21 protein-coding genes are annotated in these 25,720 nt (G+C 37.6%); 4 read left to right on the top strand and 17 right to left on the bottom strand.

The annotated features are described in order from the left end of the window. Positions 1-4: 4 nt before the first annotated feature. The 3 genes from B4G94_RS25390 to B4G94_RS25380 all read right to left on the bottom strand — a co-directional run bounded on the left by B4G94_RS25390 (position 5) and on the right by B4G94_RS25380 (position 1,538). Complete coding sequence (locus B4G94_RS25390) at positions 5-181, bottom strand: hypothetical protein (RefSeq protein WP_286862921.1); 177 nt, start codon at positions 179-181, stop codon at positions 5-7. A 474-nt stretch (positions 182-655) separates the two neighbouring features. Continuing rightward, positions 656-1,276 carry a hypothetical protein gene (locus tag B4G94_RS25385; protein WP_165305288.1) on the bottom strand — a complete coding sequence of 207 codons (621 nt, stop codon included), beginning with the start codon at positions 1,274-1,276 and terminating at the stop codon, positions 656-658. Positions 1,277-1,397: 121 nt separating this feature from the next. Beyond that, positions 1,398-1,538 (bottom strand): hypothetical protein, encoded by a 141-nt coding sequence (locus B4G94_RS25380; protein WP_286862920.1) that lies wholly within the window; start codon positions 1,536-1,538, stop codon positions 1,398-1,400. A 306-nt stretch (positions 1,539-1,844) separates the two neighbouring features. On the opposite strand from B4G94_RS25380, the gene B4G94_RS25375 reads away from it, so the two are divergent. Then, a complete protein-coding gene (locus B4G94_RS25375) occupies positions 1,845-2,288 on the top strand; it encodes a hypothetical protein (protein ID WP_108635262.1) in 444 nt (147 codons plus the stop codon). Positions 2,289-2,332: 44 nt separating this feature from the next. Here B4G94_RS25375 and B4G94_RS25370 read toward each other — a convergent pair whose 3' ends face one another. Genes B4G94_RS25370 through B4G94_RS25360 form a run of 3 tightly spaced genes read right to left on the bottom strand, consistent with a single transcriptional unit; the run spans position 2,333 to position 7,570 of the window. Then, entirely contained in the window at positions 2,333-3,709 is a 1,377-nt protein-coding gene (locus tag B4G94_RS25370; protein ID WP_286862919.1) for a RagB/SusD family nutrient uptake outer membrane protein, read from the bottom strand. Between the two features lie 41 nt (positions 3,710-3,750). Continuing rightward, positions 3,751-6,939, bottom strand: a complete 3,189-nt coding sequence (locus tag B4G94_RS25365) for a SusC/RagA family TonB-linked outer membrane protein (protein WP_286862917.1) — start codon at positions 6,937-6,939, stop codon at positions 3,751-3,753. A 1-nt stretch (position 6,940) separates the two neighbouring features. After that, the gene (locus B4G94_RS25360) at positions 6,941-7,570 is read right to left on the bottom strand and encodes a TlpA family protein disulfide reductase (RefSeq protein WP_286862916.1); all 630 of its coding nucleotides are present in this window, start codon (positions 7,568-7,570) and stop codon (positions 6,941-6,943) included. 875 nt (positions 7,571-8,445) lie between these two features. Here B4G94_RS25360 and B4G94_RS25355 point away from each other — a divergent pair. After that, positions 8,446-8,829, top strand: coding sequence for a hypothetical protein (locus tag B4G94_RS25355; protein WP_286862915.1), 384 nt, complete (start codon positions 8,446-8,448; stop codon positions 8,827-8,829). 650 nt (positions 8,830-9,479) lie between these two features. On the opposite strand, the gene B4G94_RS25350 is transcribed toward B4G94_RS25355, so the two are convergent. Together B4G94_RS25350 and B4G94_RS25345 are read right to left on the bottom strand one after the other, a co-directional pair. Beyond that, positions 9,480-9,683 carry a hypothetical protein gene (locus B4G94_RS25350; protein ID WP_286862914.1) on the bottom strand — a complete coding sequence of 68 codons (204 nt, stop codon included), beginning with the start codon at positions 9,681-9,683 and terminating at the stop codon, positions 9,480-9,482. 103 nt (positions 9,684-9,786) lie between these two features. Further along, positions 9,787-10,497, bottom strand: a complete 711-nt coding sequence (locus B4G94_RS25345) for a hypothetical protein (protein ID WP_286862912.1) — start codon at positions 10,495-10,497, stop codon at positions 9,787-9,789. Positions 10,498-11,496: 999 nt separating this feature from the next. On the opposite strand from B4G94_RS25345, the gene B4G94_RS25340 reads away from it, so the two are divergent. Together B4G94_RS25340 and B4G94_RS25335 are read left to right on the top strand one after the other, a co-directional pair. Then, positions 11,497-12,480, top strand: a complete 984-nt coding sequence (locus B4G94_RS25340; RefSeq protein WP_286862911.1) for a hypothetical protein — start codon at positions 11,497-11,499, stop codon at positions 12,478-12,480. Positions 12,481-13,004: 524 nt separating this feature from the next. Further along, positions 13,005-14,024, top strand: a complete 1,020-nt coding sequence (locus B4G94_RS25335) for a nucleotidyltransferase family protein (RefSeq protein ID WP_286862910.1) — start codon at positions 13,005-13,007, stop codon at positions 14,022-14,024. A gap of 79 nt (positions 14,025-14,103) precedes the next feature. Here B4G94_RS25335 and gldN read toward each other — a convergent pair whose 3' ends face one another. From gldN to B4G94_RS25290, 9 genes are all read right to left on the bottom strand, one after another. After that, positions 14,104-15,117, bottom strand: a complete 1,014-nt coding sequence (gene gldN, locus B4G94_RS25330; protein ID WP_286862909.1) for a gliding motility protein GldN — start codon at positions 15,115-15,117, stop codon at positions 14,104-14,106. Between the two features lie 30 nt (positions 15,118-15,147). Continuing rightward, positions 15,148-16,446, bottom strand: a complete 1,299-nt coding sequence (locus tag B4G94_RS25325; RefSeq protein WP_286862908.1) for an SUMF1/EgtB/PvdO family nonheme iron enzyme — start codon at positions 16,444-16,446, stop codon at positions 15,148-15,150. Positions 16,447-16,468: 22 nt separating this feature from the next. Beyond that, positions 16,469-17,161 carry an outer membrane beta-barrel protein gene (locus B4G94_RS25320; protein ID WP_286862907.1) on the bottom strand — a complete coding sequence of 231 codons (693 nt, stop codon included), beginning with the start codon at positions 17,159-17,161 and terminating at the stop codon, positions 16,469-16,471. A gap of 133 nt (positions 17,162-17,294) precedes the next feature. Further along, complete coding sequence (locus tag B4G94_RS25315) at positions 17,295-19,697, bottom strand: GumC family protein (RefSeq protein ID WP_286862906.1); 2,403 nt, start codon at positions 19,695-19,697, stop codon at positions 17,295-17,297. Between the two features lie 8 nt (positions 19,698-19,705). After that, complete coding sequence (locus tag B4G94_RS25310; RefSeq protein WP_286862905.1) at positions 19,706-20,491, bottom strand: polysaccharide biosynthesis/export family protein; 786 nt, start codon at positions 20,489-20,491, stop codon at positions 19,706-19,708. A gap of 170 nt (positions 20,492-20,661) precedes the next feature. Continuing rightward, on the bottom strand, positions 20,662-21,099 hold the full coding sequence (locus B4G94_RS25305; protein ID WP_286862904.1) for a WxcM-like domain-containing protein: 438 nt from the start codon (positions 21,097-21,099) through the stop codon (positions 20,662-20,664). A gap of 7 nt (positions 21,100-21,106) precedes the next feature. Then, a complete protein-coding gene (locus tag B4G94_RS25300; RefSeq protein WP_286862903.1) occupies positions 21,107-22,066 on the bottom strand; it encodes an MraY family glycosyltransferase in 960 nt (319 codons plus the stop codon). A 26-nt stretch (positions 22,067-22,092) separates the two neighbouring features. Then, on the bottom strand, positions 22,093-24,039 hold the full coding sequence (locus B4G94_RS25295; RefSeq protein ID WP_286862902.1) for a polysaccharide biosynthesis protein: 1,947 nt from the start codon (positions 24,037-24,039) through the stop codon (positions 22,093-22,095). A 12-nt stretch (positions 24,040-24,051) separates the two neighbouring features. Further along, the coding region (locus tag B4G94_RS25290; RefSeq protein WP_286862901.1) for a phospho-sugar mutase at positions 24,052-25,720 on the bottom strand (1,669 nt) is incomplete at its 5' end.

Here is a 25,720-nt window from a genome sequence, read left to right as displayed (position 1 = left end):
GAGATTACCAATAATAGTTTTCAACTTCTTCGGTTATCGTCTGTGAATCTTTCCAGCCTTGTTGCATAGCATTTGATCCACTAGCGATGCCATATTCTAATTCTATCTTCCTTACTTCAATTTTTGGAGCTTCATACATTTGCTTGGAACTGTCTTTGGCTTTAATGTTTGTCTTTTTCATTTTTTTACTTAAAAATTGGTCGATATAATTCCTTATCGACTTAAATAAATTATATAAACGTGGAATTAGAAACCTGTTAAGAATCTTGCTCTGAATACAACAGACTAGGTTAACGTTTTCTAGGCTAAATTTTTACAATTAAATGCAAAGTTAATAATTAATGGCAAATTTCAAAGACGTAACGATACAATTGAGTCACATCAGTTTAAAAAATTACAAGAAATCAGAAAGCTATTAATATAAGTTACGACTGATAATAGTCTTTTTAAACCAATGAAAATTATCTAACTGCCAATCAACTGAATACGGATGTACCCATAAAATGCACCTATACGTTCGAAGGAATACTCCCTGCTGGAAAATGATCAAATTATTTAAATTCGGTTATTCGCATTCGGCAGGAGAGCCTTATTTTGTAGATTTTAAAGATATTTCCATAGACTGGAAATAGCCGAACTGAAAAGCCTATGGAAATTATTCCGAACAATGAAAAGTATGCCACAATCCATCCAACTTTGACCATACCGGGGCAGATCTCTCCTGTGGCGAAAACTGATGGAAAATAATGGTGTGATCTGTACCGGGACACTTTCTCACATGTACTGTTGAGTGTAAAGTTATGGGCTGTTTGCCCATATAGTCCACCATTTGAATGGTACCGGTAAAGGTAGATTCATCTTCTCCCTCTGGCTCGGCTAATTTTTTGAATTTAGTCTTAGTTTTCTTGATCAGCTCCTTTGGAAGGGCACGCTTTTCTATGTTACGGTTCACGAGACCGTCAAAATACATAGATAGATTAGCTTCAATTGTTTTTGAATTGGGCACCTGCTGCCCTTCTATATACCACAAGAAAGCATAAGACCAATACTCATCGCTCTCAGGCTTGTTCCATCCACTCGTAAAGCGAACATCTTCTACACCCTTGTAAGGAATCTTAGGCGCAAAGTCTATCGGTATCGGAAACCGCTCTATTCCCCAACCATCAAGGCTGAGATCATATGGAGCCTTCCAGGCTACAGGATCGAATTTCTCTTGCGCCCGAAGTGCTGTATGGAGAACAAAAACGACAAGTAGTGTAAAGAAGGACCTTATCATAATTAACTCATTTATTGCTGGTTAAATAAAGTTAGCGATTTTTGATTAAAACTCGCTGCAATTTATACCAATAGTCTAAGGGCACGCGCCGATACTTTATTGTTTCTATTGTTTTAACGGCTTACATATCATCGTAAATGTCATTCACACCTTCGCAAATGTCATTCACACCTTCGTAAATGTCATTCACACCTTCGTAAGTGTCATTCACACCTTCGTAAATGTCATTCACACCTTCATAAATGTCATCCGCACTTATCATATATGTCGTTCATCCCTTATATTGTGTATTCATCCCTGAGATGTCGGGGCCCTCACAAGGCGCAATCCACGATCACTATGTCGTAGAGACCTTCTGATAAATACTGTATGGCTAGAAATGAATAAAATCATACATCGATCTACCTAAAATTCATACATCCAGGGCAGATTACTGGGCTAACTTTGGTATAAGATAACAGATCGATTGGACTCAGGTAGTACCGGTCGGTCAATAGGGAACAACTCCAAGGCCGATCCAGGAGGATAATAAGGATAAGCAACAATAACAAACTTAAAAACATTAGAAATGAAAACATTAGTAAAAAGAATCATCGGTACCATGAGCATTGGTGTGATGACATTAGGAATTTCGTTAAGTGCGAATGCGCAAAGTATTAAAAGTGAAAAAGAGGTTAAAAATCAGAAAGAAGTAAAGGCGGCAAAAGATACCAAGATTGTGCGCGCCAATCAGACCTGGTATTTTACAGGCACTTCGAGTGATAACCCGACTGACCCGAGTAAATATTCTACCAGTTTACCAGCTGGAAAAAGTTGTAGTAGTCTACCTTATCAAACTGTTTGCGAATTGCAGGCTCCAGCTAATCCATCTAATTCATCACAACCAGACATGAATTATATTGCTTTTGGAAGTGAAACAGTACAGCAACGTATTGAGGATGCCCTTGAAACATTAGATCCGTCAGAAACACCTCAAGAAAATGAGACTGTTACTGCTTTTAGAAAACACTAACAGCGAAGGAAACAAGGGAGAAACCGGCGGTCTCTCCCTTGTTTCTATCTCGTATTTTGTTCAATACCCCCCAAAACAATTACACTTTCAGGAATTGGATAAACGTAACGGCTATCGTTAGGTTCCAGATAAATTGTCTGTACATGAGTACCATCATCGACTTCGCGGCTAAGTCTTGTTTCAAATTCCTTATCCAGATTCAATCTTTTTAAATCTGACCAACGGACACCTCTAAAAATCAGCTCTTTCCTTCTCTCCTGTAAAATATATTTTAGTGCTTGGGTATCAGTAGTAAAATCGGGCAACTGATACTCGCCGTTTTGATATCTTTTGGTAAGCAATTCCTTTAAAAATATTAGTCCATCCGACCTCCTTCCCCTTCTGGTATGGCATTCAGCCAATATAAGATAGATTTCATCCATCGCCATCCCTGCAAAGTAAGAAGAAAAATTGCTAGCATAATTCCCCTTAAATCCCTTTGCACCGTCGCCTTTATCCTTAAAATACACTTCCTTTCTAAGGTCATTTTCCTCATATAAATTGTATAATTCCGAGGATATATTAAGGTCATCTTCATTGAGCAACTCAGCATTTTCCACCGAATAAGCCAGGTAGATCATTTCGTCATGCAAGGCTGGAAACGGTCTATTGGATTGTATATCCAGATTATTATAATCCAGCAAGACATTGCTTTTATCATACACCTCTAACGCCATCTTTTCCGCATTTTGATAATCCTGCATATAAAGATAGACCTTTGCTAAGGCCGCACTTGCCGCGGCTTTACTTGGCCGTGTTTTGACCGCAACTTGTTCGGGTAATAATTCTCTGGCTAATTTTAGTTCCGCTATGATAAACTCAAATGTTTTCTCCAAAGATGACCTTTGCACCTTTACATTGGAATCGGATCCTAATCGTATAGGCAATCCCAATTGATTATTTTCCTTTCCATATTTATACGTTTGACAGTAAACCAAAGCGAGATAGTAGTAACATAAGCCACGGACAAAGTGAGCTTCTCCGCTTAGCTCCGTTTTCAAGCTAATATCAGAAGATGTTATTTTCTCCAAGCTTTCCAATACGACATTGGCGACCAATATAGTCCCAAAACTGGCTTGCCAGCTCGATGTACCCGAATTGATTAATTCCCTCTTCCAGAAGTAAAAGTCTTGGTAAAGCTGATATTGGGAGGTAATTTGATCAAAATTCAAATAATAATCATCCGTCCCCACTTCGAGCAGCCCCGGATAAGTCTGATTGATCCGGCTTTCATTGTCAAGCATAGCCCTGAGATCTTTTAATGTCTGCGGAGTCGAAATTGTGGAATCAGGTTTTACATCCAGATATTTATCACAGGACGTGACTGCAAACAAACCCATTATAGACACGAAAATTAAAATGTTAAATTTTTTACATTTCATAAGATTATGATTTTGTTAATAATAACTAGCTGAAATTTAGTTTAATACGACACATTCAGACCAATAGTGAAATTCCTTGCATTTGGTATTCCCAGAAAATCAGCGTCTAGTCCAGATTTCGTTGCTCTCCATAATACACAGACATTATTGGCATTAAAAAATAAACGCACATTTAATTTCTTCGACGAAAGAAATCGAGAACAATCTGGAGCGTAGCTAAACTGAACATCTTGCAGTTTAACAATATCACCTTTTTCTATATTGGCTTCCGAATTTGCATAGAAGGTATCCCGATTTGTATCAGCAGGATAATTCATTGAAGGTACAGTCGTGGTCAGTTCATCTCCAGGTTTTACCCACCTCTTTTCGTAATCTTTATGTGATATCCAGCTGTTATAAAGCGAGGCATAACGAATAGTCTCTTTTTGGAAGTAATGACCAAATTTGTAGCTAATATTAAATGAGACCGACATATTTTTCCAATTGAATTCATTCCGGAAAGCGCCATAATAAGGAGGTAAGGCTGTACCATGATAACTTAGGTTTTGAATAGAATCACGCAACATATTGCGATAATCTTTTGAAACCTGTCCTTTGTAAAATCCTTGAGGGTCACCATTCAGAGGATCTAACCCAGCGAAAACGTAAGAAAATACAGGGTAAAGACTTTTATCTTTCAATGGGCGCATCGATGTTCCTGTATTTGTTGTATAGGTTGTACCTGTACTTAAATTTCCATAGAATTCAAGTACTTTATTCTTGCTGCTTGACAAAAATAACGTCGGGATCCAAGAAAATCTACCATGACCAATACGTCCGGACAATTTGAAGTCAAATCCTCTATTTAGCAGCTTACCGACATTTTTCGTCATGCTTGAAAACCCAGACGTCGGGTCTATCAGATCGGTCGCCAATAAGTCAGATGACAATTTGTTAAAATACTCTATAGAACCTGATATTTTATTATTGAACAATCCAAAATCAAGTCCATAATTTATCATACGGATATCTTCCCATTTTAGCGAAGGATTTGGCAAGGCACTTATTAATGCTCTTGGCAAAGTGGTCTGAGCCCCTGAAGGAGCTTTCGTATATGTGATGATCGGTTCACTTCCGGTTATCCCGCCAATATTTCCACTATGGCCAATTGTCCATCTCAGCTTTAAATGGTTGATCTCCGGAATTTGCTGCATCCATTTTTCCTTGCTCAGATACCAGGCTGTTCCGACCGACCACAATGGATTCCATCGGTCGTTTGTTTTTACGCCAAATATGTTAGACGCATCTCTTCTAGCAGAAGCGCTAACGGTATACTTATTAAAAAAAGTATAGCCTACATTAGCAAAAAAAGATACAAATCTATTTTCACGCATTTGATCTGACATGAGATAAGGTATACTTTGTTTACCTGCCAATCCTCTATAGGTCTGAAATAGCGTCACATAATCCACGGGCTGGCTAGTTTTCAAGTTGACATCATAACCGTATACTCGGCTTGACGAGCTCTCACTTGTTCTTTTCGAATATTCGGCTCCCGCAAGTACTGTCAAAAGGTGTAAATTATTGTTCACTTCATAATTTAACTGAGCACGACCACGATGGCTCAACATTCGATTACCGGATAAGGTATTTATTGCACCTTTAGGTATGCCATAAGTAAGCAGGCCGTTAGTTGATGTTGTAAATTGATTAATCAGATTTCGAGTAAAGTAAGCATCTTCTGTAAATAAAGTTTGCTGTTGCTGTATCTGCTTTTCAATATTATATTGTCCAGTAAACTTAAAATTCTTTGAAAATGAATACATCAGGTTGAGTCCGCCATTAAAATAGTCCATCTTATCATCCGTTCGCGAATCAAAGATATCTTTGTACGGTTTCATTGTCCAGTCAAGCAAAGGATCTGAAATACCAATCAAGTAATCTGGGTCATAAGCGTATGCAATAGCTGCTGCGTTTTGGTTTTCTTCGACCAATTGGGCATAAGGATACAGAGCTTGTCTATTACCGCCCGGGTTTATGGGGAAGCTGAATGCCGAAGGCGACTGGTTAGCGGTTGTATTGACATATTGAAATGCAGTACTCAGTTCCAGATTTTTTCCTAGCTGATATATCAAATCGGATTTTAATGTAAAGCGGTTATTTTTATCTGTAACTGCGTTCGCAAGATTTCTATCGTAGCCCACACTAAAACGCGAAGTAAGCAAATCGGAATGCGTGGCGTAGCTTGCGTTATACTGTTGTAACACGGCATTCCGAAAGAAGTAATGCTCCATATCATCTTTATAATTTATATTTCGATATCTTTCCAACTGTCTATCAGCTTCCGGCTTTGATATCTTACCCACATCTATATCTCGAAGCAACTTGACCACCGGCGAAAACAAATATGACGCACTACTATTGCTTAAAGCCGATTTATAAAATCCTTTTTCATATAATTGCTGTTCTACTGCTATAAAGTCCGCCGAGGACATTAGCTGCAAATAATCGAGATCAGCTTTTTTCGTGATCATAAAACTAACTCCAGCGTCCCATTTCCCCTTAGACCTTTCAGCATTGCGCTTTGATTTTAGGACAATCACTCCATTGCCAGCCCTCGCCCCCCATATTGAGCTTGCCGCAGCATCTTTTAAAACCGTTACAGATTCAATATCATTGGGGTTTATATTACTTAGCTCTCCTTCATATGGAAAATTGTCCAATATGATTAAGGGCTTAAGCAATGCGTCAGAAAAAGACCCAAGCCCTCTAACATTCATAACAGTAGCGGATTTACGTCGATCAAATTGAAGGCCCGGCACTGTCGATTCCAATTTATCTATGATATTTAAGGAAGAGCGCTGACTGAGGACCTTGTCAGCTATCATTTCGAAACTACCTGTGGCCAGCTCCTTGGGAAGCGACTGGTATCCGTCACTGTAAACAACCACTTCGTCTAGGGCAAGTTCATTCCGTTCAAGAGTGACGATCAGTGAATCTGGAAATGTATACAAGACATTCTTTGGACGATAATTAATGTGCGATATATCTATATGCCCATGTTTATTTTGCAAAACAAGTTCAAACTTTCCATCCCCGTCTGTTGATGCTGCTACAGTTCCAGCCCTTACAATAGCATCACCAATAGCCTGATGTTTCGCGTCCAGTATTTTGCCAGTTATCTTAAATTGTGCTTTTGCCGCTATCGATACCCAGAAAGACAGCAAGAAAAGAAAAATATGCTTTTTCATTTTACTTTGTTCTAGGTGTTGGGTCCACAAAAGGGGCATTATAACCTCTATCCAATAAGTTGCGCATCGTATAAGTCTGTATATTACCATTCTGATTTATCCAGACATAAAAGGGGAATCCATTAAACGGGAATAGGCGATGGAGGTAATCATCGTCTATAATGGAGTGTATGGATTTGAGACCGAAATCACTATTTTTCAACAGATTATTAAGCTTTTCAATTTTTTGTATGTTATCCCTTGTACGCACGGAGTTAACCATAACAACATTGATTTCATTGCCGTACTTATTTTTAAAGAATGCAATTTCCTTTTGGTGAATTAAGCAAGGAGAGCAGGTTGTTGACCAAAAATCTAATACCAAAAGTTTCCCTCTGAAAGGAGCAAGAGTTGATTTAGATAAATGTCCATCGTTATAAATAGTAAATTCTTGTTTCCAAAAATCATCAGGCACGGCATCACCTATGTTAATAGGGCGTTCAGTTAGCCCATCGGCCCCGCTTTCCTTGCGGGGCGTCTGAGCCGATAAACTAAACATAGAAACTAAGCATAGGATAGATAGTAGGGTACTATACCGTTTTATTGTCTTTTGATTGGGCAAGACCTCTCCTGCCCTAAAAAAATGTCTCATTTTTCAAGTTTTAATGGAGTGATCTAAGACAGAGACTACCTGTCCGATCGGGATCAGCAATTTCATCCCAGGGGTCTGGCCTGAGCCACTCCGGTAAATAAATAGAACTATTAATAGGTCTTCAGATGCGGTGCTAGACAATTACGGGTGAATAGATATGGACGATACCGCATCCATATAGAAAATGAAAAACCGACCTTTTTTATAGAAAAACTATATTTATTTTTTAGAATCTTTGCTTATGAATCGCAAAATCCGTACTTTTAAGCTGCTAAGAATAAAAGAAACGAGGATAGTGCAATTGTCGGGCATTGGTCTTGAAAAAATTAGGTCGGCAAAATCAACCACATTGTACCAATAAGGACGGCTTTTTGGGCCTTTCTTAATGGGCATTTTAATACTATAAGTATTGCGTGTTGTTGATTTTAAGCTCTTTGATACTACTCCGGTGGGCAGCGTTTGTTCTTAATAAGCAGGATTGCTGCATGTTGCCGACACTGATCCTTGATCCGTCGTTGTGATAATGATGTACTTGACTCTAGCTCTTTCATAATTTAAATACCTGGGTTATTACTAAGAGTCTCGCGGGGGAAGTCAGAACTAAAAAAGGAAAAGCTCCTACCTTCCACCGCCAACGAGGTACCAGCAAGGACCTGACGCAGTTTCCAGTAGGAGCTTTTCCCAAATATTGCACAAATATACAAAATTGGGAGAATATGCTCCTAAAGGTCTCGCGTCGATAAAATTGCTGGTTTTAGTTGACGAGACTGTAATCAGCGAACTGATTATGATACAAATATAAGTAAACACAATTTAACAACCAAAAATATATTGTCAAAATCCAAAATATTTTTGGTAATTATTGAGATAATTTTATGAAAATTCATATTGGTGATATAATAAAAAGAGAAGCAAAGAATCAAGGTGTCAGCAATGCCCGTTTGACGGAAGAAATCAAAGTAAAAAATTCCCAAAACATTGAATATGATTTAAAGCAAGAAACACTATCAATACAAAAACTAGCACTCTACACCACAGCATTAAACCACAATTTTCTTAAATATTATACTGATCTTGAACCTTTCAGATCGTTCTACGAAAATGATAATAATGCTTCTTTGGAAAAAATCAATTCTCTGAAAGAGCAATTGGATCAGGCCAATCGAACGATCTCCATGCAAGAAGAAACTATACAGACTCAAAAGGAATTAATTGCTACACAGAAGTTATTAGCTAAAGCACTATCTGATAAAAAATAGAAGGACGCCAATTAATATTGAATGTGTAGACTTCATCTATGATTACGAGTATAGATGAATTAAAAAACCAACGGAGAGTTGAGTAACTTTGCTAAGTTTATCTTTGGGCGTCACCCTTACCGAGGGAAAAATAGCATCCGAGATTAGCTCAAATGGAAGTCGAATAACCAGAGCTAAAAACACAGCTGATGATACCGACTTTTACTCGTACCAAGTATATGCCTTGGCAAAAACTTCGGAAATCAATTAAGCCAACTTTTCGACTACTTCTACGGCGATGGTGAACGCCCAATGATCGGGATTACACCTCCCAAGCGAAGTCAGTCACTGATATTGAACATTAAGTAGAAAACAAATCCAAAACTTTTTGATATAAAAATATTTATTGCGTAACTTAGTTATGCCGGTTAAAGCAAACCAACTTTTAGCTAAGCCTCCTTACTTACGTTTGGAGGCTTTATTTTAAAATCATCATTGAATTTCACTAAAAATACTTTTCATAAAAATAGGTTAATATAAAAAGGCTGCTCCCCTGTCATCGGGCGATGACAGGGGAGTTTTTTTATTCCTGAATCCGTAAAAATATAAAAAGCCATTCCCTACCGAGAATGGCTTACAACAATTATTTTTAAACGGCTAGAATTACGTTATTACAGTTTTTCGATTTCTTCTATAGAAAGCCCAGTACCCTTAGCAATATCGGCAATCGGTAATCCCATTTTCTTGAACTCTAATGCAATTGCAATAGCTTTTTCTCGCTTGCCTTTTTCAACACCTTGTTCGATACCTTTCTCAATTCCGGTCTTGATACCTTTTTCTCGCTCCTGTCTTTTTATTGTTTCGATTACTCCCATTTCAATTGTGCCTCCAGTCACTTGATAAATGTATTGGTCAAACTTAGATAAATTGCAAATAAAAAGCAATTTATCGATCTCTCCTCAGCCATTGACCAACAATTTATAGAGGAAATTTACTATTTATTTCTTTATCCCGTATAAAAAGAAAACTCTTTAAAAAAACCAAAAAGCTCATTATACGATCTTTACTGTATTTATTCGTCTCTATCAATGTACGTGCTATCGTACTACGCTGCTCCGCTAGCTCTTCCTCAGGAAGCTTATCTTCCTGTAAAGACTTCTGACAGGCCAACACAATATACGCAAAAATATTGTCCATAACAAGCTGCTCCTGCTCGCTATGATCGAATATCTGATAACTCAGATAACGGAATTCTAACGAAGTACGGAAAACAGAATAGCTGTATGTAGCGGGCGGCCGTTGGCCTCGGTCGCCTATAAAAACAGCTATGGTCTCCACTGGAACACGATAACGGTCCAATAGACGGTAATAGTACTGAAAGATCCGATGTGAAAATCCATGGTCATTCCCGACTTCTATTTCCGTATGTACCAAGATCCATTTTTCAGTACCGTCACGCAAAAATACCTTGACCAGAAGATCCGCCATACGCTTGCCTTTTTTACGCTCACGGTCAGGAATGATCTCTAACAGCTCCTTGTCCATAAAGGTCAGGCCACGCTGTAGATCAAAGATCGCATCGGCATCGGGATACATAAACCGCAGAAAGTCCGGAAAATTTTCTTCAAAGATAGCCTTCAGAAGCTCATCGCTCTTCTTGGCAGGCTTAAATCGCTGCATTGCATCCATAATTATATAGTTTGGCCTATGACAGCAGATCATACTCGATAGGATCATCTATCCGTCTTGATCTTTGGCCAATCATTATTTATTAAACCGGCTAATAGCACAAAGATAGGAAACACTAATTTAATTAGCAAAATTATTCAAAATACAAGATTTACGAACGTACTAAAGCTAACAGCAGATGATTTTTATGCTTATGAGATTTTTTCCATTGCAAAATCCCAAGGTATAACGTCCAAAACCGCATTTGAACAACTATATAATATAAAGAAAAACTTAATAATAGCTAAGCTCAGATGTAAATCAGGGGGCTTTATTTTAAATCATCACTGAATATCTCGATTAAAAATACTTTCATAAAATTAAGTTAATAACAGGCACTCCCTTCCCATCGCCCGATGACAGGGGTGTTTTCTTATTTATAAATCCGTAAAAAAATAGAAAGCCATTCCGGAATACAAGAATTATTGCGAACATTATCGAACCAGGGCATACCTGATTGTCTTGCCATCTCACTTAATTTTTAATCTCACCTCCGCAGCAACTATTAGTGACTAATTAAGACTTATACTCATGTTGACTATATTCAAAATTTTAACAACTTGGCTATGTCATTAGCGTAACAACTAGGTGAATAAAGCGTACATAAAGTACTTTTATTGTTTCGGATAAAAAAACTTCTTATTTTACGTAATCACATTTTTTCCATTTTACCAATGGATGAATTGAAAGCTATGCAAATTGAGGAAATTAATAAAAAAAAGACGCCAAAATATTATAACCTATTACCAGCCCTAATTTAAGGACTTACCGCACTAGAAGTACAAGTAAAAAACCTTATCTTAGGACAAATTGTTTTTGCTAAGCCTCTAGATTGACAACTAAAGGACGTATTTCTCCTAAAGTATTAGTTGGCATATTTTTTGACATAATTGACAGCCAATTTATTGAATGATGATAATAATTTATATATAAACTTTATAAACACTAATTTATAAAATTATGAAAAAGAATATAGTTATTAGTTTAGTACTATTTTTACTAATCGGCTGTAAGAAGGATAATGAACATACTTCAAATAGTGATAGGTTATTCGATGTAACCTTTACAGCTAAAGAATTTCAGCAAGATTTAACCGTCATCTCTGAAAAGAAAGCTACTAACTTGGTAAGCAATCAGTCTCCAGAGGATGACTTCCGCAGCAGATATAGTAGAATAAGATTTTTGATATTTAATTCAAATGGGGACATCGCGATTAATTTAGATAGGTCAATGATACCCTATCTTAACGAAGAGACAACTGAGGATTTTTGGAAGTTTAATATTCAACTGGCCAAAGGTACTTACAAAGTAGGGGCCGTTTTTTATAATGCAGAAGAAGGGGCGCCACTATTTATTAAAGATAAAATAAATGGCAATCATTATCTAGATATTTTCAATTTATCAGAAGAAGTTTTTGTAAAAAAATTTACGGAATTTGTGGTCTCTAGCGATTCAACTTATTCCCAAATAGAATTAAACCGGCTCAACGGGCTCTTGATGGTACAACTTTCAGATGCTGTTAAATCAGAAGCAGCCTCGTTTAGGATTTCTTACTCTCAATATTCGATTATAAATCCATTTTTAAATGAATTGTATATAGGTGACGAAGAGAACTATTTCACTCAAAGTCTATCATTCTCTCTTAAAGATTCTGTTGGAAAAGAAAATACGATTTTTCAGACACCCATTTTGCCAAAATCCTCTACAAATGGTTCAAACTTTGATATAACACTTTCACTATTTGACAACAAAGGAAAATTAATTGGTTCAAAAAAAGTCAATAATGTCTTAATTAAATCAAATTATCGAACCAAGCTTACAGGGCCAATATTTGATTTAATAACAGAAACTCCAACAAACCCTGATTCAAAAAATAAAAGCAATTTTAAAATTGAAATGAATACGATCTATAACAATAACATAATAAACAAAGAATTCGAATAAAATCTAATTTCTTTCATAATTTACATGGTAAATTATGAAATCATGCAAAATCTAACGAAACGACCAACCTTTTGCTCTTTTAGCTACAATCTCTAATTGATCTTTCTGTAGGATAATCAAATATTTTACATTATGTTTAAATTATACTGTATATTTGACTTTATTTAAAGTATATTTTGAAAATGCAAGAGGTTGGGAATTAGGTTTCCTAACCTTTTTTATTACGATATGATAATCAGAAGAACTTTTCCCTGACAGCGAAGTCCCCCCCCCTCACGATTAGGGATATTGGTACTGGAAAAGTATTTGAAATTGCCTGATTAGCAAGCAGTATAAGATTATACTTAAAAACAGAAAATACAAAGGAAAAGCAGAAAAAAAGATAGCGTAGCCTCTTAAATCATTATCTTTGTGTAATTTTTTTTATGCGAATAATCTAAATGGACAATCAGCTAAGGGATATATTTTTTCAATTATTGCGTATAGGCCTTTGGGGAGAAGGAAAACTAATCCTATCGCAGCCAATGGATATGGACGATTGGAATACAATACGTAGGTACGCGGCCAACCATACTGTTGAAGGCATTATTTATGATAGCTTTCCTTTTTTAGAAGAACATCAGCTCCCGCCACAGTATCTACGTTTAAAGTGGGCGGTTAGGGTTGATCAGATCGAACGTCATAACGAAAAAATGAACCTGGTGATTGCAGAGCAATTCAGCGTTTTTAATAAATCTGGACTCCACCCATTACTACTAAAAGGTCAGGGAGTTGCCGCTTGTTATCGTATTCCTTCTCATCGCAGTTGCGGCGATATTGATTGGTATTTTGATGACAACGGTTATGCGTCTGCGCGAGATTATCTAAAAAAAAATCGAATTCAATTTAGAGATACAGCAGGATTTAGCCTTGATTATGAATACAATGGCATCTGGATAGAGCATCACAAAAAGCTTTTCGATATCAGAAGCCCATTTAAAATTAATTATCTAGATAAATTAAAAAATAAATTCACAGATCAAAAGCAAATCCTATCTTTTCAAGAAACTCCTGTTCATTTACTCGCTCCAGAATTGCAAATACTGCAAGTAAATGGCCATATTCTAAAACATATGATCTCTTTTGGGATAGGGTTACGCCAACTTTGCGATTCAGCCCGCCTATACTACACGGCTCATTCTCAAACCAATAATGAAATTTTACAACAGATCTACATGGATTGTGGCATCATAAACTGGATCCATCTATTACATAAGATCTTAGTTGAATACTTGGGATTACCTATTACGGCCGTCCCTTTTCCTTATCCTGAAAAGACGAGTATTGAATGGATGATTGATGAGATATGGTATTCGGGTAATTTTGGTTTCCACGACAAAAGATTTGAACATGGGAAAACTATTACTGCGATTTCCTCGCTCCCCGAAGGACCAAAACGTTTGTGGAAGAACTTCCAACGTTACTTAAAATATGCACCACAAGAAGTCTTTTTCTTTACGCTGGTCCATACATACTCTCGATTTATAGGTAAAGACAGTGATTAATCTGAGTCATTACCAAAAAAACTTTCGTTTGTTCTTTAGCGACAAACGAAAGCCTTTTTGAAAATACCGTTGATTATCTTTATAATTTCTGTTGAGTTTCCGTGTTATTCTGCAACTGTTCTTGTTCTTCCGTTTTAGTCTGACTACCCTCAAGCTCTTCCGCTTTTACTCCTTTCGGATTACTCCATAATTTCTTCTTATAAGCATCTAATTTTTCCTCAACTTTTTTTCCATCAAGCTGCTGCGTACCATTTTCATCAGCCTTCACATTCTGCAACATGCCTGGAGAGGATTCACGAATGATAGTACTTGCAAACTTGTTCTGTACAAAGAAATCATCCATACTCATATCGTATAGGCCCTTATCTGGATCCGAGATATCAACCTGTACTAGACTATAACGCAATTGCGGAAAGTAGAGCCAAAAGGCTGGAGTGGATCCAACAGATTCAGCTAATTCCGCTGAAGTTGTAATATTCATCAAAGGGGCAACTCCAATAATACGCGTCTCAAGCCTACTACGTTGCTTATCAAAAAAGATATCCTCCTTAACACGGAATTTAGTCACCCGTGAAGGGTCAAATTCATTCAGCGTCATTTTTGAATCGATCTGGTTGCCTTCATCATCAAAGATAGGTACAAGTACACTATCTGCAAAACGAGCCATACCTTCTTGCGCGCTTAACCTGCCTTTGAAAGAATCGTCATCAGGGCTATAAAGCGATAATTTACCTTTCTCAATCGCTTTCATTACTACTTCGATCAACGAATTACCAGGAATGGCCAAAATCGCATTCTTATCATCTTTCAGATCAATATCCCGCCATACGCGCTTATAAAAACGAATATTTTTTTTGTTTACCTCTGGATATGCAAAAGGAACAGCATCTTCCATGTTGTTTGCTTGATAGAATCCGTCAGTTAACGGAATTGTATCCTGATTGACTTCTCCAGAAGCTCCTGGCATCGCCGAGGTATTATTATTTAAAGTATCTTGATTTCTGGACACCGTATCAATTGTTGTTTCCTGTTGAGCAAACAAAGAGCCAACGATAAAAGTCATCGCGGTTGCCACTATTATTTTCGTTATCATCACTTTCAATTTTATATTGTGATCAAATAATTAATACTTACGTGTTTTACTTTGTACGGTAGGCATTTCGAATGCCGACATCACACAACGAAAACCAATGTAAGAATGTGGTTCGTAATCCACTGAATAATTCCTCGTCTCACTGTTTAACTGCTCGCCATTATCTTTCCAAGATCCGCCCCGCACTACTTTTCGTTTCAAGGCATCCCCGTCTTTGGCATCAGCATCATAAAGAAGTGCTGGATTTAAATCATTTACAAAAACCACAGCAGAGGGGCTATAGGCATCCAATGTCCATTCTGAGACATTCCCAGCCATATTGTAAACACCAAAAGCATTAGGCATATACGATTTAACCGGAAGGGTAAATGTCGCGCCATCGCGAGCGTATGTACCTTCACCCTGTTTAAAGTTTACAGCTAATTTCTTTTTACCTTCTGTTCCATCAATGGTCATACGAGAACCTGCTACAGTATCCTGGGAGTCTAATTTACCCGAGGCAGCATATTGCCACTGTGCTTCGGTCGGTAAGCTCAAGCTCAACTGATAACCATTGAGATAAGAATTTTTTAGTACTGTAGCCGCCATTTGACTCGCCCGCCAATCGGTGAATGCCCTTGCTTGTCTCCAGGTAACACCAACCACAGGATAATAATCAAAGGAAGGATGGGAAAAGTAATTGGCATCCAAGGAAGCTAACTGAGCATTCGGAAAGTCTTTTGTCCAAATATCCTCCACTGGCATAACGGCTACAGAGTCTGTCACATAAGATTTTTTGACGTTACCTTTTGATTGCAAATAGGAAAAACGATATTTAATCACTTCAGGATTTAATGCGCGTCGATTGCCTCGCATTTCTAACATTGGGGCAAGACGTTCCTGAATACTGGGATCATTACTTTTCCACAATGGGGACACTTTCTTGACTTTCGTCCAATTAATCCGTTTCTGTCCCACCTGTTCCCCTGCGATATCTAAAAAATACTGGTCATCTTGTAGGTAATCCGTTACGGCCACAGAATCAGCTACCCAATTGACAAACTCTCGATATTGTTTATTGGTTACTTCGGCCTCATCTATGAAAAAAGCACTCACACTTACATTCTTTCCTACATTCCCACTATCGAGAGATCCCTTGAAAAGTATGGTACCAGAAGGAATATAAACCATCCCCGGAGGCGCAGGTAATTTACCACCGCTAAAAGCATTTACTTTCGGGGCCTTATACATAGCAGAATTTGATTTACAGGCAGAGAAACCAATGATAATAGCGAAAGTAAATACCCCAAACAGCTGATTATTAAGGTTTATTTTAAATATATTTTTCATTCCTATTTGTTTTTGGATTAGCTTAATTTCGATTGAATAGCGCATATTTGACCCCTACCGAAACGACACCATATTGGTCATTACTCCTATTTTTGATCCCATCAAGGTTATCATTTGTTGTCAATGTATGTTGGTAATTGACGTTAATAGCCCATTGGGGACCATAGAGCGTACGGCCAAAAGGAATATCTAGACCAACGTTTAAAGGAACAACAAAATGAACTTCCCCCATATCATCCGCGAATTCGGCACCCTGATTAGTTATAGCATCGACATAGTTTGGATCCAATTGATTTTTGATTCTATTTTTCAGCAAGCCCGCTCCAGCACCAACATAAATATTGGAAATTATTTTTGAGAGCGTATTAGCCTCCAAAGTATAATAGCTATAATTATTTTCTTTGTGCAAAAATTGCCCTACACGAACCTTGCCGTTTACATTCCCTGCAAAATAACGGTTTTCGAAGTCACTATTATAACCATTTCCGATTAAGGTTCCTTTTTCACCGCGTAATCCTACAGAGATAAATGGGGTAATCAAGTAGTCAGCTTCACCATAAAAAGCAAATTTAGGATCCACATTTGCCAAATCTGCAAGGCTGATAGTGGCGCCAGCACCAGCACCCACGCTGATAGGACGAGAAAACTGCGCCGAAACACTCCCTACTGAAAGGCAAAGGACTCCGATAAATACACTTATTATTTTTTTTGTCATAGTAAGTTGATTAGTATAAGAAATTTTTTAAAGATAACGAAGGGTCACAAAAATTATTGTAAAATAAAACCCCAAGTCCATTCTCGACTTGGGGTTAAACAACAATAAGGCCAAAATCTATAAAATTATAGAACTATTTTATATTTAGACGACCTTTTATGTCTTGCCAAACTTTTGCGAATCCTGATTTCTTTTTACCTTTGTCTCCGTAGCCGTAGCCATAACCGTAGCCATAACCGTAGCCACGTGCAAAATCAACATCGTTAACTACTGCAGCAAGATTTTTTAATTTACCATCCACGTATAATTCACGGGGTACCTGAAGTAAACGCTTGTCTAAGTAATTGACACGCGATACATATAACGTTAAATCTGCATTATGGGCAATCAACAAAGTATCCGTTACTAGACTCACAGGTGCTGTATCCACTAAGATATAATCATAATGCTTACGAGCATATTTAATTACATCATCAAAGTGCCCGTTCATTAAAAGCTCAGCGGGGTTAGGTGCAATATACCCGGAGTATACCACATCAAAGTCATAGTTACCAGGTTTTTTAATAATGATATTGTCTACATCCATATCTGGATTGATCAAAAATTGAGTAATCCCAACATTAGTATGTTGCAAGTGTGACAGACCAAGATAATCCAATACCTTAGGACTACGAATATCCGCACCAATCAATAAGACCCTTTTACCTGACATGGATAAAATCTGCGCGAGATTAGTTGTTACAAAAGACTTTCCTTCACCAGAAATCGTAGATGTTATAAAAACAACTTTCGAAGCTTCCTTTTGATCCGGCCCAAACATAAAGTTCATATTAGTCCGCAAAATACGGAAGGCTTCAGCTAAAGACGATCTGTCGTTTAAGTGAACAATTGTATCCTCAGCTGTAGGAATTTCGCCCAATACAGGTATTTTAACTAAATCTTCAATATCCTTACGTGAATGGATTTTGTTATCTAATAAGAATCTAGTATAAATAGTGCCAAATGGAATTAGAAACCCCATAACAAAAGCACTAAATAAAACTATCATTTTCCTAGGAGCAACAGGATATCCATTAGTATAAGCTGCATCTATTATTTTTAAATTATCTGGAGTAGCTGCCGCTTTGACTTCGCTTTCTTCTCTCTTTTGCAATAACAATAAATAAAGAGACTCCACTATTTGTTGTTGACGCGATATTTTCTTAAAGCCTTGTTCCTGGTTAGGAATTGAGCTAATCTTACTTCTTATTTCGTTTGATCTACTTTGAATACTCCTCAGAGCCAGTTGTGTTACTTTTTGATAATTCTGTAGCGATTGGCGAATGTTTTTGTCTGATTCAGTGATATTTTCATTTAACGAAATAACAGCAGGGTTTTGGTCTGAAGCAGATTTCAATAAATCATCCCGCTCCAAAACCAGCTTATTATATTCTAAAATTGCTGCAGTGATCGAAGCATCTTGTAAACCAATGTTGGAGGGTAAAAGTTTACCAACTTCTTGATTCTTCAGATATTCGTTCATGTGATCCACTAAACGTAATTGGGTACGGTATTCCAAAACTTTTTTTTCACTTTCCGAGGCGCTATTCAGAAAAACATTCGCTTCTGCCTCCATATCCACCATGGAATTTGAAGTTTTAAAATCTGCAGCCTGTGCATCCGCTCCAGACAAATCCTTTGATATAATCATCAAACGCTTATTGATAAAATCAGAGGTTGCTCGTGTAGTCCTTAATTTATCTTCCGTCAGATCTTTGTTGTAAATATTTATCAAGGAATTTAAAATAAGCTCTGCTTTTTTACCTAAACTAGAGACGATTCCCATATTAACCATATAAGATTGCATTTCTTTCCCAGGAGAAATGTTAAGGCTACCCAAAATTTCATCTACCGCCCAATCATTAGGAATTACAGAGACAAAATACTCATAAATATCCTTGTCTAAGACTCCTTTTGATCCTTTCCTAAAAATGACATTATTAAAACCAATGAGCTCAATTTTATTAAAAGGGACCGTTTTCTTTTTATTTGTTAATAGATCTGTGACTTCTAAATTATTCCCGCCACTGTAATTTACTTTCATATTCATCCGAACAGTATCCAAGTCGCCTTGAAGTTCAATAGTAAAAGGCATATCTGCTCCCAACATTTCAGATGAGCGGATTTTCCCCTTCACTGCATAATAGATATTTAAATGATTTTCATCTACTACTTTACGAATTAAACGGCGCGATGTCAAAACTTCAATCTGATCCGTAACAAAAGAAGCTCGACTTCCACCAAACCCCATACTACTAGTCAATTCGGTTATGCCGGCCAACTCACCAGCAGAAGCGCTACGCTCATCCTTTAAAAGAATTTTTGCTGTCGTATTATAACTTTTTTGCGTATAACGTAAATACACTACGGCAATTCCTACACAAACTATTACAGAGATTAGAAACCATTTCCAATAAAAAGCATACTGTTCAAAAAGTTGCCTTAAGTTAATTTCTTCTTCTTTCTGATCTTGTTTCTTTAGTTGTTGATATTCCATAAGCATATTTAACGGGTCAATACTGAAATTACTGTAATTAATAAACTGGCAATTGAAATGATTATATTTGTATTTGCCCCTAGCTTCGAGTTATTTATCTGTGCCTTATTTGGCTCAACATAAATTACATCGTTTTGTGCTAAATAATAATAGGGCGAATTTAAAGTGCTCTGTTGGGTAAGATCCAAACGATGCGTAGATTTTTTTCCGTCTACCTCACGGATCAACATTACATTTTCACGAACGCCTCGAATCGTTAAATCGCCAGCCATCCCAATCGCCTCCAACACGGTAACACGTTCTGTTGGCATTATAAATGATCCCGGCCTTGCCACTTCACCTAAAACCGACACCCTGAAATTATTAAAGTTTATATTCACCCCAGGATCTTTAATGTACTGCCCTAGTTCAATTCTTATTTTTTCAATGGCTTCAATACGGGCTAAACCTGCGACATGTACCTTCCCTAACATCGGCAGTGTAATATGTCCAGTATTATCAACAGTATAGGTTGGTCTTAAAGCCAAATCAACTGTTTGAGTCAAATTACTATTAGGCACAGAACTAACCGCATTGAAGGGGGCCGTTACTTTTGGATCGGCCGCTGTAACCACAATAGTCAAGATATCATTCACCTGAATCTTTGGAACGTACTGTTCATACAAAGTGTTAATTTGCGTAGAATCATTCTGTAAATAGACCATATTCTTGCGTGAACCACAAGAACTAAATAGCATCAACACTAACGTATATAACAGTCCAAGTGTTAAACCATACTTTGAAATTAATCGCATGTTTTATTTAAATTATAAAATTGATTTTAGTATTTCAACGACAAAAATATACTTTTTTCCTCAAAAACCCCTTAAATATGGTAACTTAATAAGAATTTAACGAACGCCCCCTCTGCCATGCAAGTTTTGTGCCTAAAAAACTTTATTCGCCCATCTAGATACAAAATCTGCTAAAGATCCTTATCTACATTCTCAAAATAATCGAATTCCCAGGTGTAATCATCCATTGGTGCATGTGTAATTGGATAGTCGGCATAGACCAACAATTCACTTTCCGCTTCCAACGCCCGAAAGGCTGTCCCATAGCCCACTGGCACATGAAGAACCTTCATATCCACAGCATTCAATATTACATTTTCTATGGGCAGCGATTGATCTGGTGCTCCCCAATTATCAATCTTTACCAAATCGACTTTAAAACCACCTGATAGTACATAAAACCACCGTTGCTCAATACGATGCGCCCGCCACCCTCTGATCAATTCAGTATCAGCATTTTTAATAATATAGAATCGCTTGACCAAACTCATATCAAATTCATTGACGAAGCGAATTTGTCCACGTTGATCTTTGACGACTCCGCCTTGAATAACACTTAATTCACTCATAATAAAATTAGATTTTAACGAATCTTTTAATTATATAAGTCTTTAATATCAGATAAATAACACTCAATATACTAATCAACGCACCTGAGAAAATCAATTGTTCCTGTAAAGGTTGCCTTGAGAACTCAATCACGATATAACCTATTCCAAATTGAATCAATCCATAAAGAAAAGAAATCAATAATTTATTTACTCCCGCCTCGTTACCTAAAAATTGATACAAATGAGAACGATGCGCCTCAAAAATATTTTCTTTGCGGGATATCCGTCTAATGATTGTCCAGACAGCGTCAATTCCATATACAACTAAAAATAGGATATAAATAAGATTACCTGTCTTTAATATAAGCAGACCTAAAGCAAAAAGTAGAATATAAGCGATCGCTACAGAGCCAACGTCACCTGCAAAGCATTTGGCCCTGGTCCGAAAATTAAAAAAAGTAAATACCAATACTCCCGACAAAGAAAAAATAAGTAAGTCTTGAGCAATAAAGTTCAGCTGTTGATTAACGATCATTAATAAGGCTCCGACTGCAAGGCTATAACAGGCCGTAATCCCATTGATACCATCCATAAAGTTATAGGCATTGATAACGCCGACCACTACAATAAAGCCGATCAAAAGATAATACCAGGGCATGTCGAATAAATCGAGTTGATATGCCATTAGCAAAACTGAAGAGAAATGAATTAATAACCTAATTTTATTGGAAAGGGTAAAGATATCATCCAAAAAGGAGACTATTGTCATTAGGGTCAGTCCAATAAAAAACCACGGATATTGAAAACCGGAATATATAAAATATATAAAGGCCCCAAAATAGAAAACAGTCCCACCACCACGCAATGTGATCGACGAATGCGAGGAGCGCTCATTAGGTTTATCAATGATATTAAAACGATCAGCGACTTTAAAATACACTAATTCTAAGATAAATAAAGCAATCAGCACAAGTATGTATATCATTCCTAAGTAATGTATAGTAATTTATTTTATTTTTTATATAAATGTTCTTTCAAATGATCCAACGATTCGAAAATAGAATTCTGCGATCTAAATTCTGGCACAATTGCTTTCAGCAGGGCGACAATCTGCATTTTGTCTTTTTCAGGATTTCCTCGCTGCACCAATTGACAAAGCTCATCAATTTTTTTACGCTTTTCTCCCACATCTAAGGTATTTACTTTGGCAATCATAATTTTTTCATGATGCGTCCTTTCAGTATTTTCATCATTTGCCAATAGCTCCTCGAATATCTTTTCTCCCGGCCGTAAACCGACAATTTTAATATCTACATCTTCTGGATATCGAAGACCTTTGAGGCGAATCATCTGCTTCGCCAAATCCATAATTTTCACAGAATCTCCCATATCAAACACATATATCTCACCACCGTTTCCCATAATTCCAGCTTCTTGTACTAACTGGCAGGCTTCGGGAATTGTCATAAAAAAACGGGTAATATCTGGATGTGTAATTGTAATCGGCCCCCCTTTGTCTATTTGCTTTTCAAATAATGGAATAACCGAGCCATTTGATCCCAATACATTCCCAAATCTAGTGACGATAAAAGCAGTGCTTGATATTTGATTGACAGCACTCACTGCGATCTCTGCAACACGTTTCGTAGCTCCCATGACATTAGTCGGATTAACGGCCTTGTCTGTGGAAACCATTACAAACTTTTCTACCCCATATTTATCTGCCAGTAAAGCCATATTGTATGAACCGAAAACATTTGTCCAAACAGCTTCATAAGGATTAGCTTCCATTAAGGGGACGTGCTTATACGCTGCGGCATGAAAAATTAGTTGTGGGCGGTGCTGTTGGAATATGTCTTCCATAAAGTCTTTGTCCCGGACATCACCAACAATAAAAGTAAAATCATTAAAATAAGTAGAACTCCGTAGCTCCTGCTGAATGTCGTATAACGCTGATTCAGCTTGGTCTATTACAAATAGCTTACAGGCCACCAGTCCGATTTGACGCACCAGCTCAGCACCAATAGATCCTGCGCCACCTGTTACTAATACAACTTTGCCAGTTAATGCTTCCTTTATAATCGGATTATCCAACTCAATGGGCTTTCGTCCCAATAAATCTGATACTTTCAATGCCCGAATCTGTTGTGTAGCTACTCTACCTTCTAAAAGCGCTGCAGAATTTGGTATGATCTTAATTTTTATGGGCAATAATTCAGCCCTTGCCGTAATATTCTTTAATCTTTCAGGGGTAAAATTATCAATCGCTATCACCAGCTCCTGTGCCCCTCCAATTTGCTCCAATAAACTCATATCCAATTCTGCTAGTGAACGAATACGGATACCCTGAATATATCGGCCAATACGCACCGGATTATCATCTAAGATCGCAACAACCTTATATCTATTACGTGAGCCTAGTTGCAAAAGATTATAGGTATTATGCCCCATGTTCCCTGCTCCAAACAAAATAACCGGAACAGCATTTTGCCTGTTATTCCAAAAGAAAGAATGATAAACTGTTTTATAGAATAATCTTACAGATGCCATCGCTATCCCAGTCATTAAAGCGTGAAATAACAATTGCGTCTGTGAAAAATAATATTTCCTTTCTACTTCATCAGAAACAATAAACTCCCATAAATAGGAAGCCATTATTGTAATTACAAATGCTACTGCGATACAATTTCCGATCAATTTTAAATCACGCAATCCCGTACGTCTGACAATACTCTGATAAGGCTTAAATACTAAAAATACGAATAGGTAAATAAATGATACAACGATCGATTCGAACAACAATATTGAAATTGAAATGAGTCCCCGATGCTTCATCAGCAAAATGTAGCAGAAAACAAAACTAAACCACACCAAAAATAAATCTATTGATAGTACGAGCCAACGCGGTCCATCCTTACGTAAAATATTTCTCAAACCAGTAATATTCTCACTTTCCATAACAACAGTTCATTAACCAACAATATCTTTCATCATACGGTCTACTTTTTCTGCCAATAGGTGTTGAAGACTTGGATAGTCTTTTTTTGCCTGGAGTATCCCCTTAACGGAGCAATAAAATTTGATTTTGGGTTCCGTACCTGAAGGTCTTGCCGAAATCACGTCACCATCCGTCGTAATGAATTGCAGGACGTCCGACTTTGGAAGTGTAATCGCTTTCTTATTTCCTGTCTTCATGTCAGTAACCTGGGAAAGTTGATAGTCCCGAATTTCCCTGACTTCGATTCCGCCGAGTTTCGTTGGTAAATTTTGACGTAACCCGGCCATCATGGCCTGAATTTCCTCGGCTCCGGCTTTTCCTTTTTTCGTTAAGGAAATCAGTTTTTCCTGATAGCAGCCAAATTCCTGATAGATCTCCAATAATACGTCATAGATAGTCTTGCCTTTTGATTTAAAATATGCGGTCATTTCAGCCAGGAAAGCACAGGAATTAGGCGCATCTTTATCTCTGACCAGGTCACCGACGAGGTAGCCATAACTTTCCTCTCCACCGGCTAGATATTGGGCCGAATCCCCTAATTTTGTGATCAGTTCGCCAATATATTTAAAGCCAGTAAGGGTTTCATAATGCGCTACATGATAATGATCGGCAATATCTGCCTGAAGGTTGCTGGTTACAATTGTTTTAACGATATATGGGTTTTGTCCCAATTGTTTTAGGTCACTCTTTGCACTCAATACATAGTAGATTAGCAAACTGCCGATCTGATTACCATTGAGTAACTGAAATTGTCCCCGATTGTTTTTAACGGCGATTCCGACACGGTCAGCATCGGGGTCAGTGGCCAAAACGAGATCCGCGTCAATCTCTTCGCCTTTTTTCTTCGCCAAGGCCATGGCGTCCTCCTCCTCCGGATTTGGATAGATCACCGTTGGGAAATTTCCATCCGGTGTTGCCTGCTCGGTGACTACCGTAACGTTTTCAAAACCCCATGATGCGAGCATTTTGGGTACAATTGTAATTCCTGTACCATGGATCGGAGAATAAACTATTTTTAAGTCTTTCTGTGCCCGCACCGCCTCGGGGTGTATGCTCAATGCCTTATTGGCATCAATATAAATCTGGTCAATTTCTTCACCGACAGGGATAATATTTTGGCTATTTCCTTCAAACTGAATATCCTTTACGGAGGCGATTGCATTGACTTCATTGATCACATTTTCATCATGTGGGGCAGTCAATTGCGAACCGTCGTTCCAATAGGCTTTATAACCATTGTATTCCTTCGGGTTATGTGAAGCCGTTAACATGACGCCGCTCTGGCAACCAAAATGGCGGATGGCAAAAGATAACATTGGTGTAGGACGTAATTCGTCAAAGAGATAAACCTTGATTCCATTTGCAGCAAATACCTGGGCTACAAGGTGACCAAAAGATTGCGAGTTGTTACGGCTATCGTATGCTACGGCTACCTTGATTTCCTGATCAGGAAATTGCTTTTTAAGATAGTTCGATAAGCCCTGTGTCGCTTTTCCAATCGTATATTTATTCATGCGGTTGGAGCCAACGCCCATAATTCCTCTTAATCCTCCAGTTCCAAACTCGAGATCCTTGTAGAATGAATCGATCAGTTCCGTTTCTGCCTGATCATCTATTAACTTCTGAACCGCACCTCTTGTT

This window comes from Sphingobacterium sp. UBA7625 (assembly GCF_002484085.1).
Classification (GTDB): Bacteria; Bacteroidota; Bacteroidia; order Sphingobacteriales; family Sphingobacteriaceae; genus Sphingobacterium; species Sphingobacterium athyrii.
The sequence above is the reverse complement of the archived record's forward strand: the minus strand, read 5'-3'. Positions and strand labels throughout refer to the sequence as shown.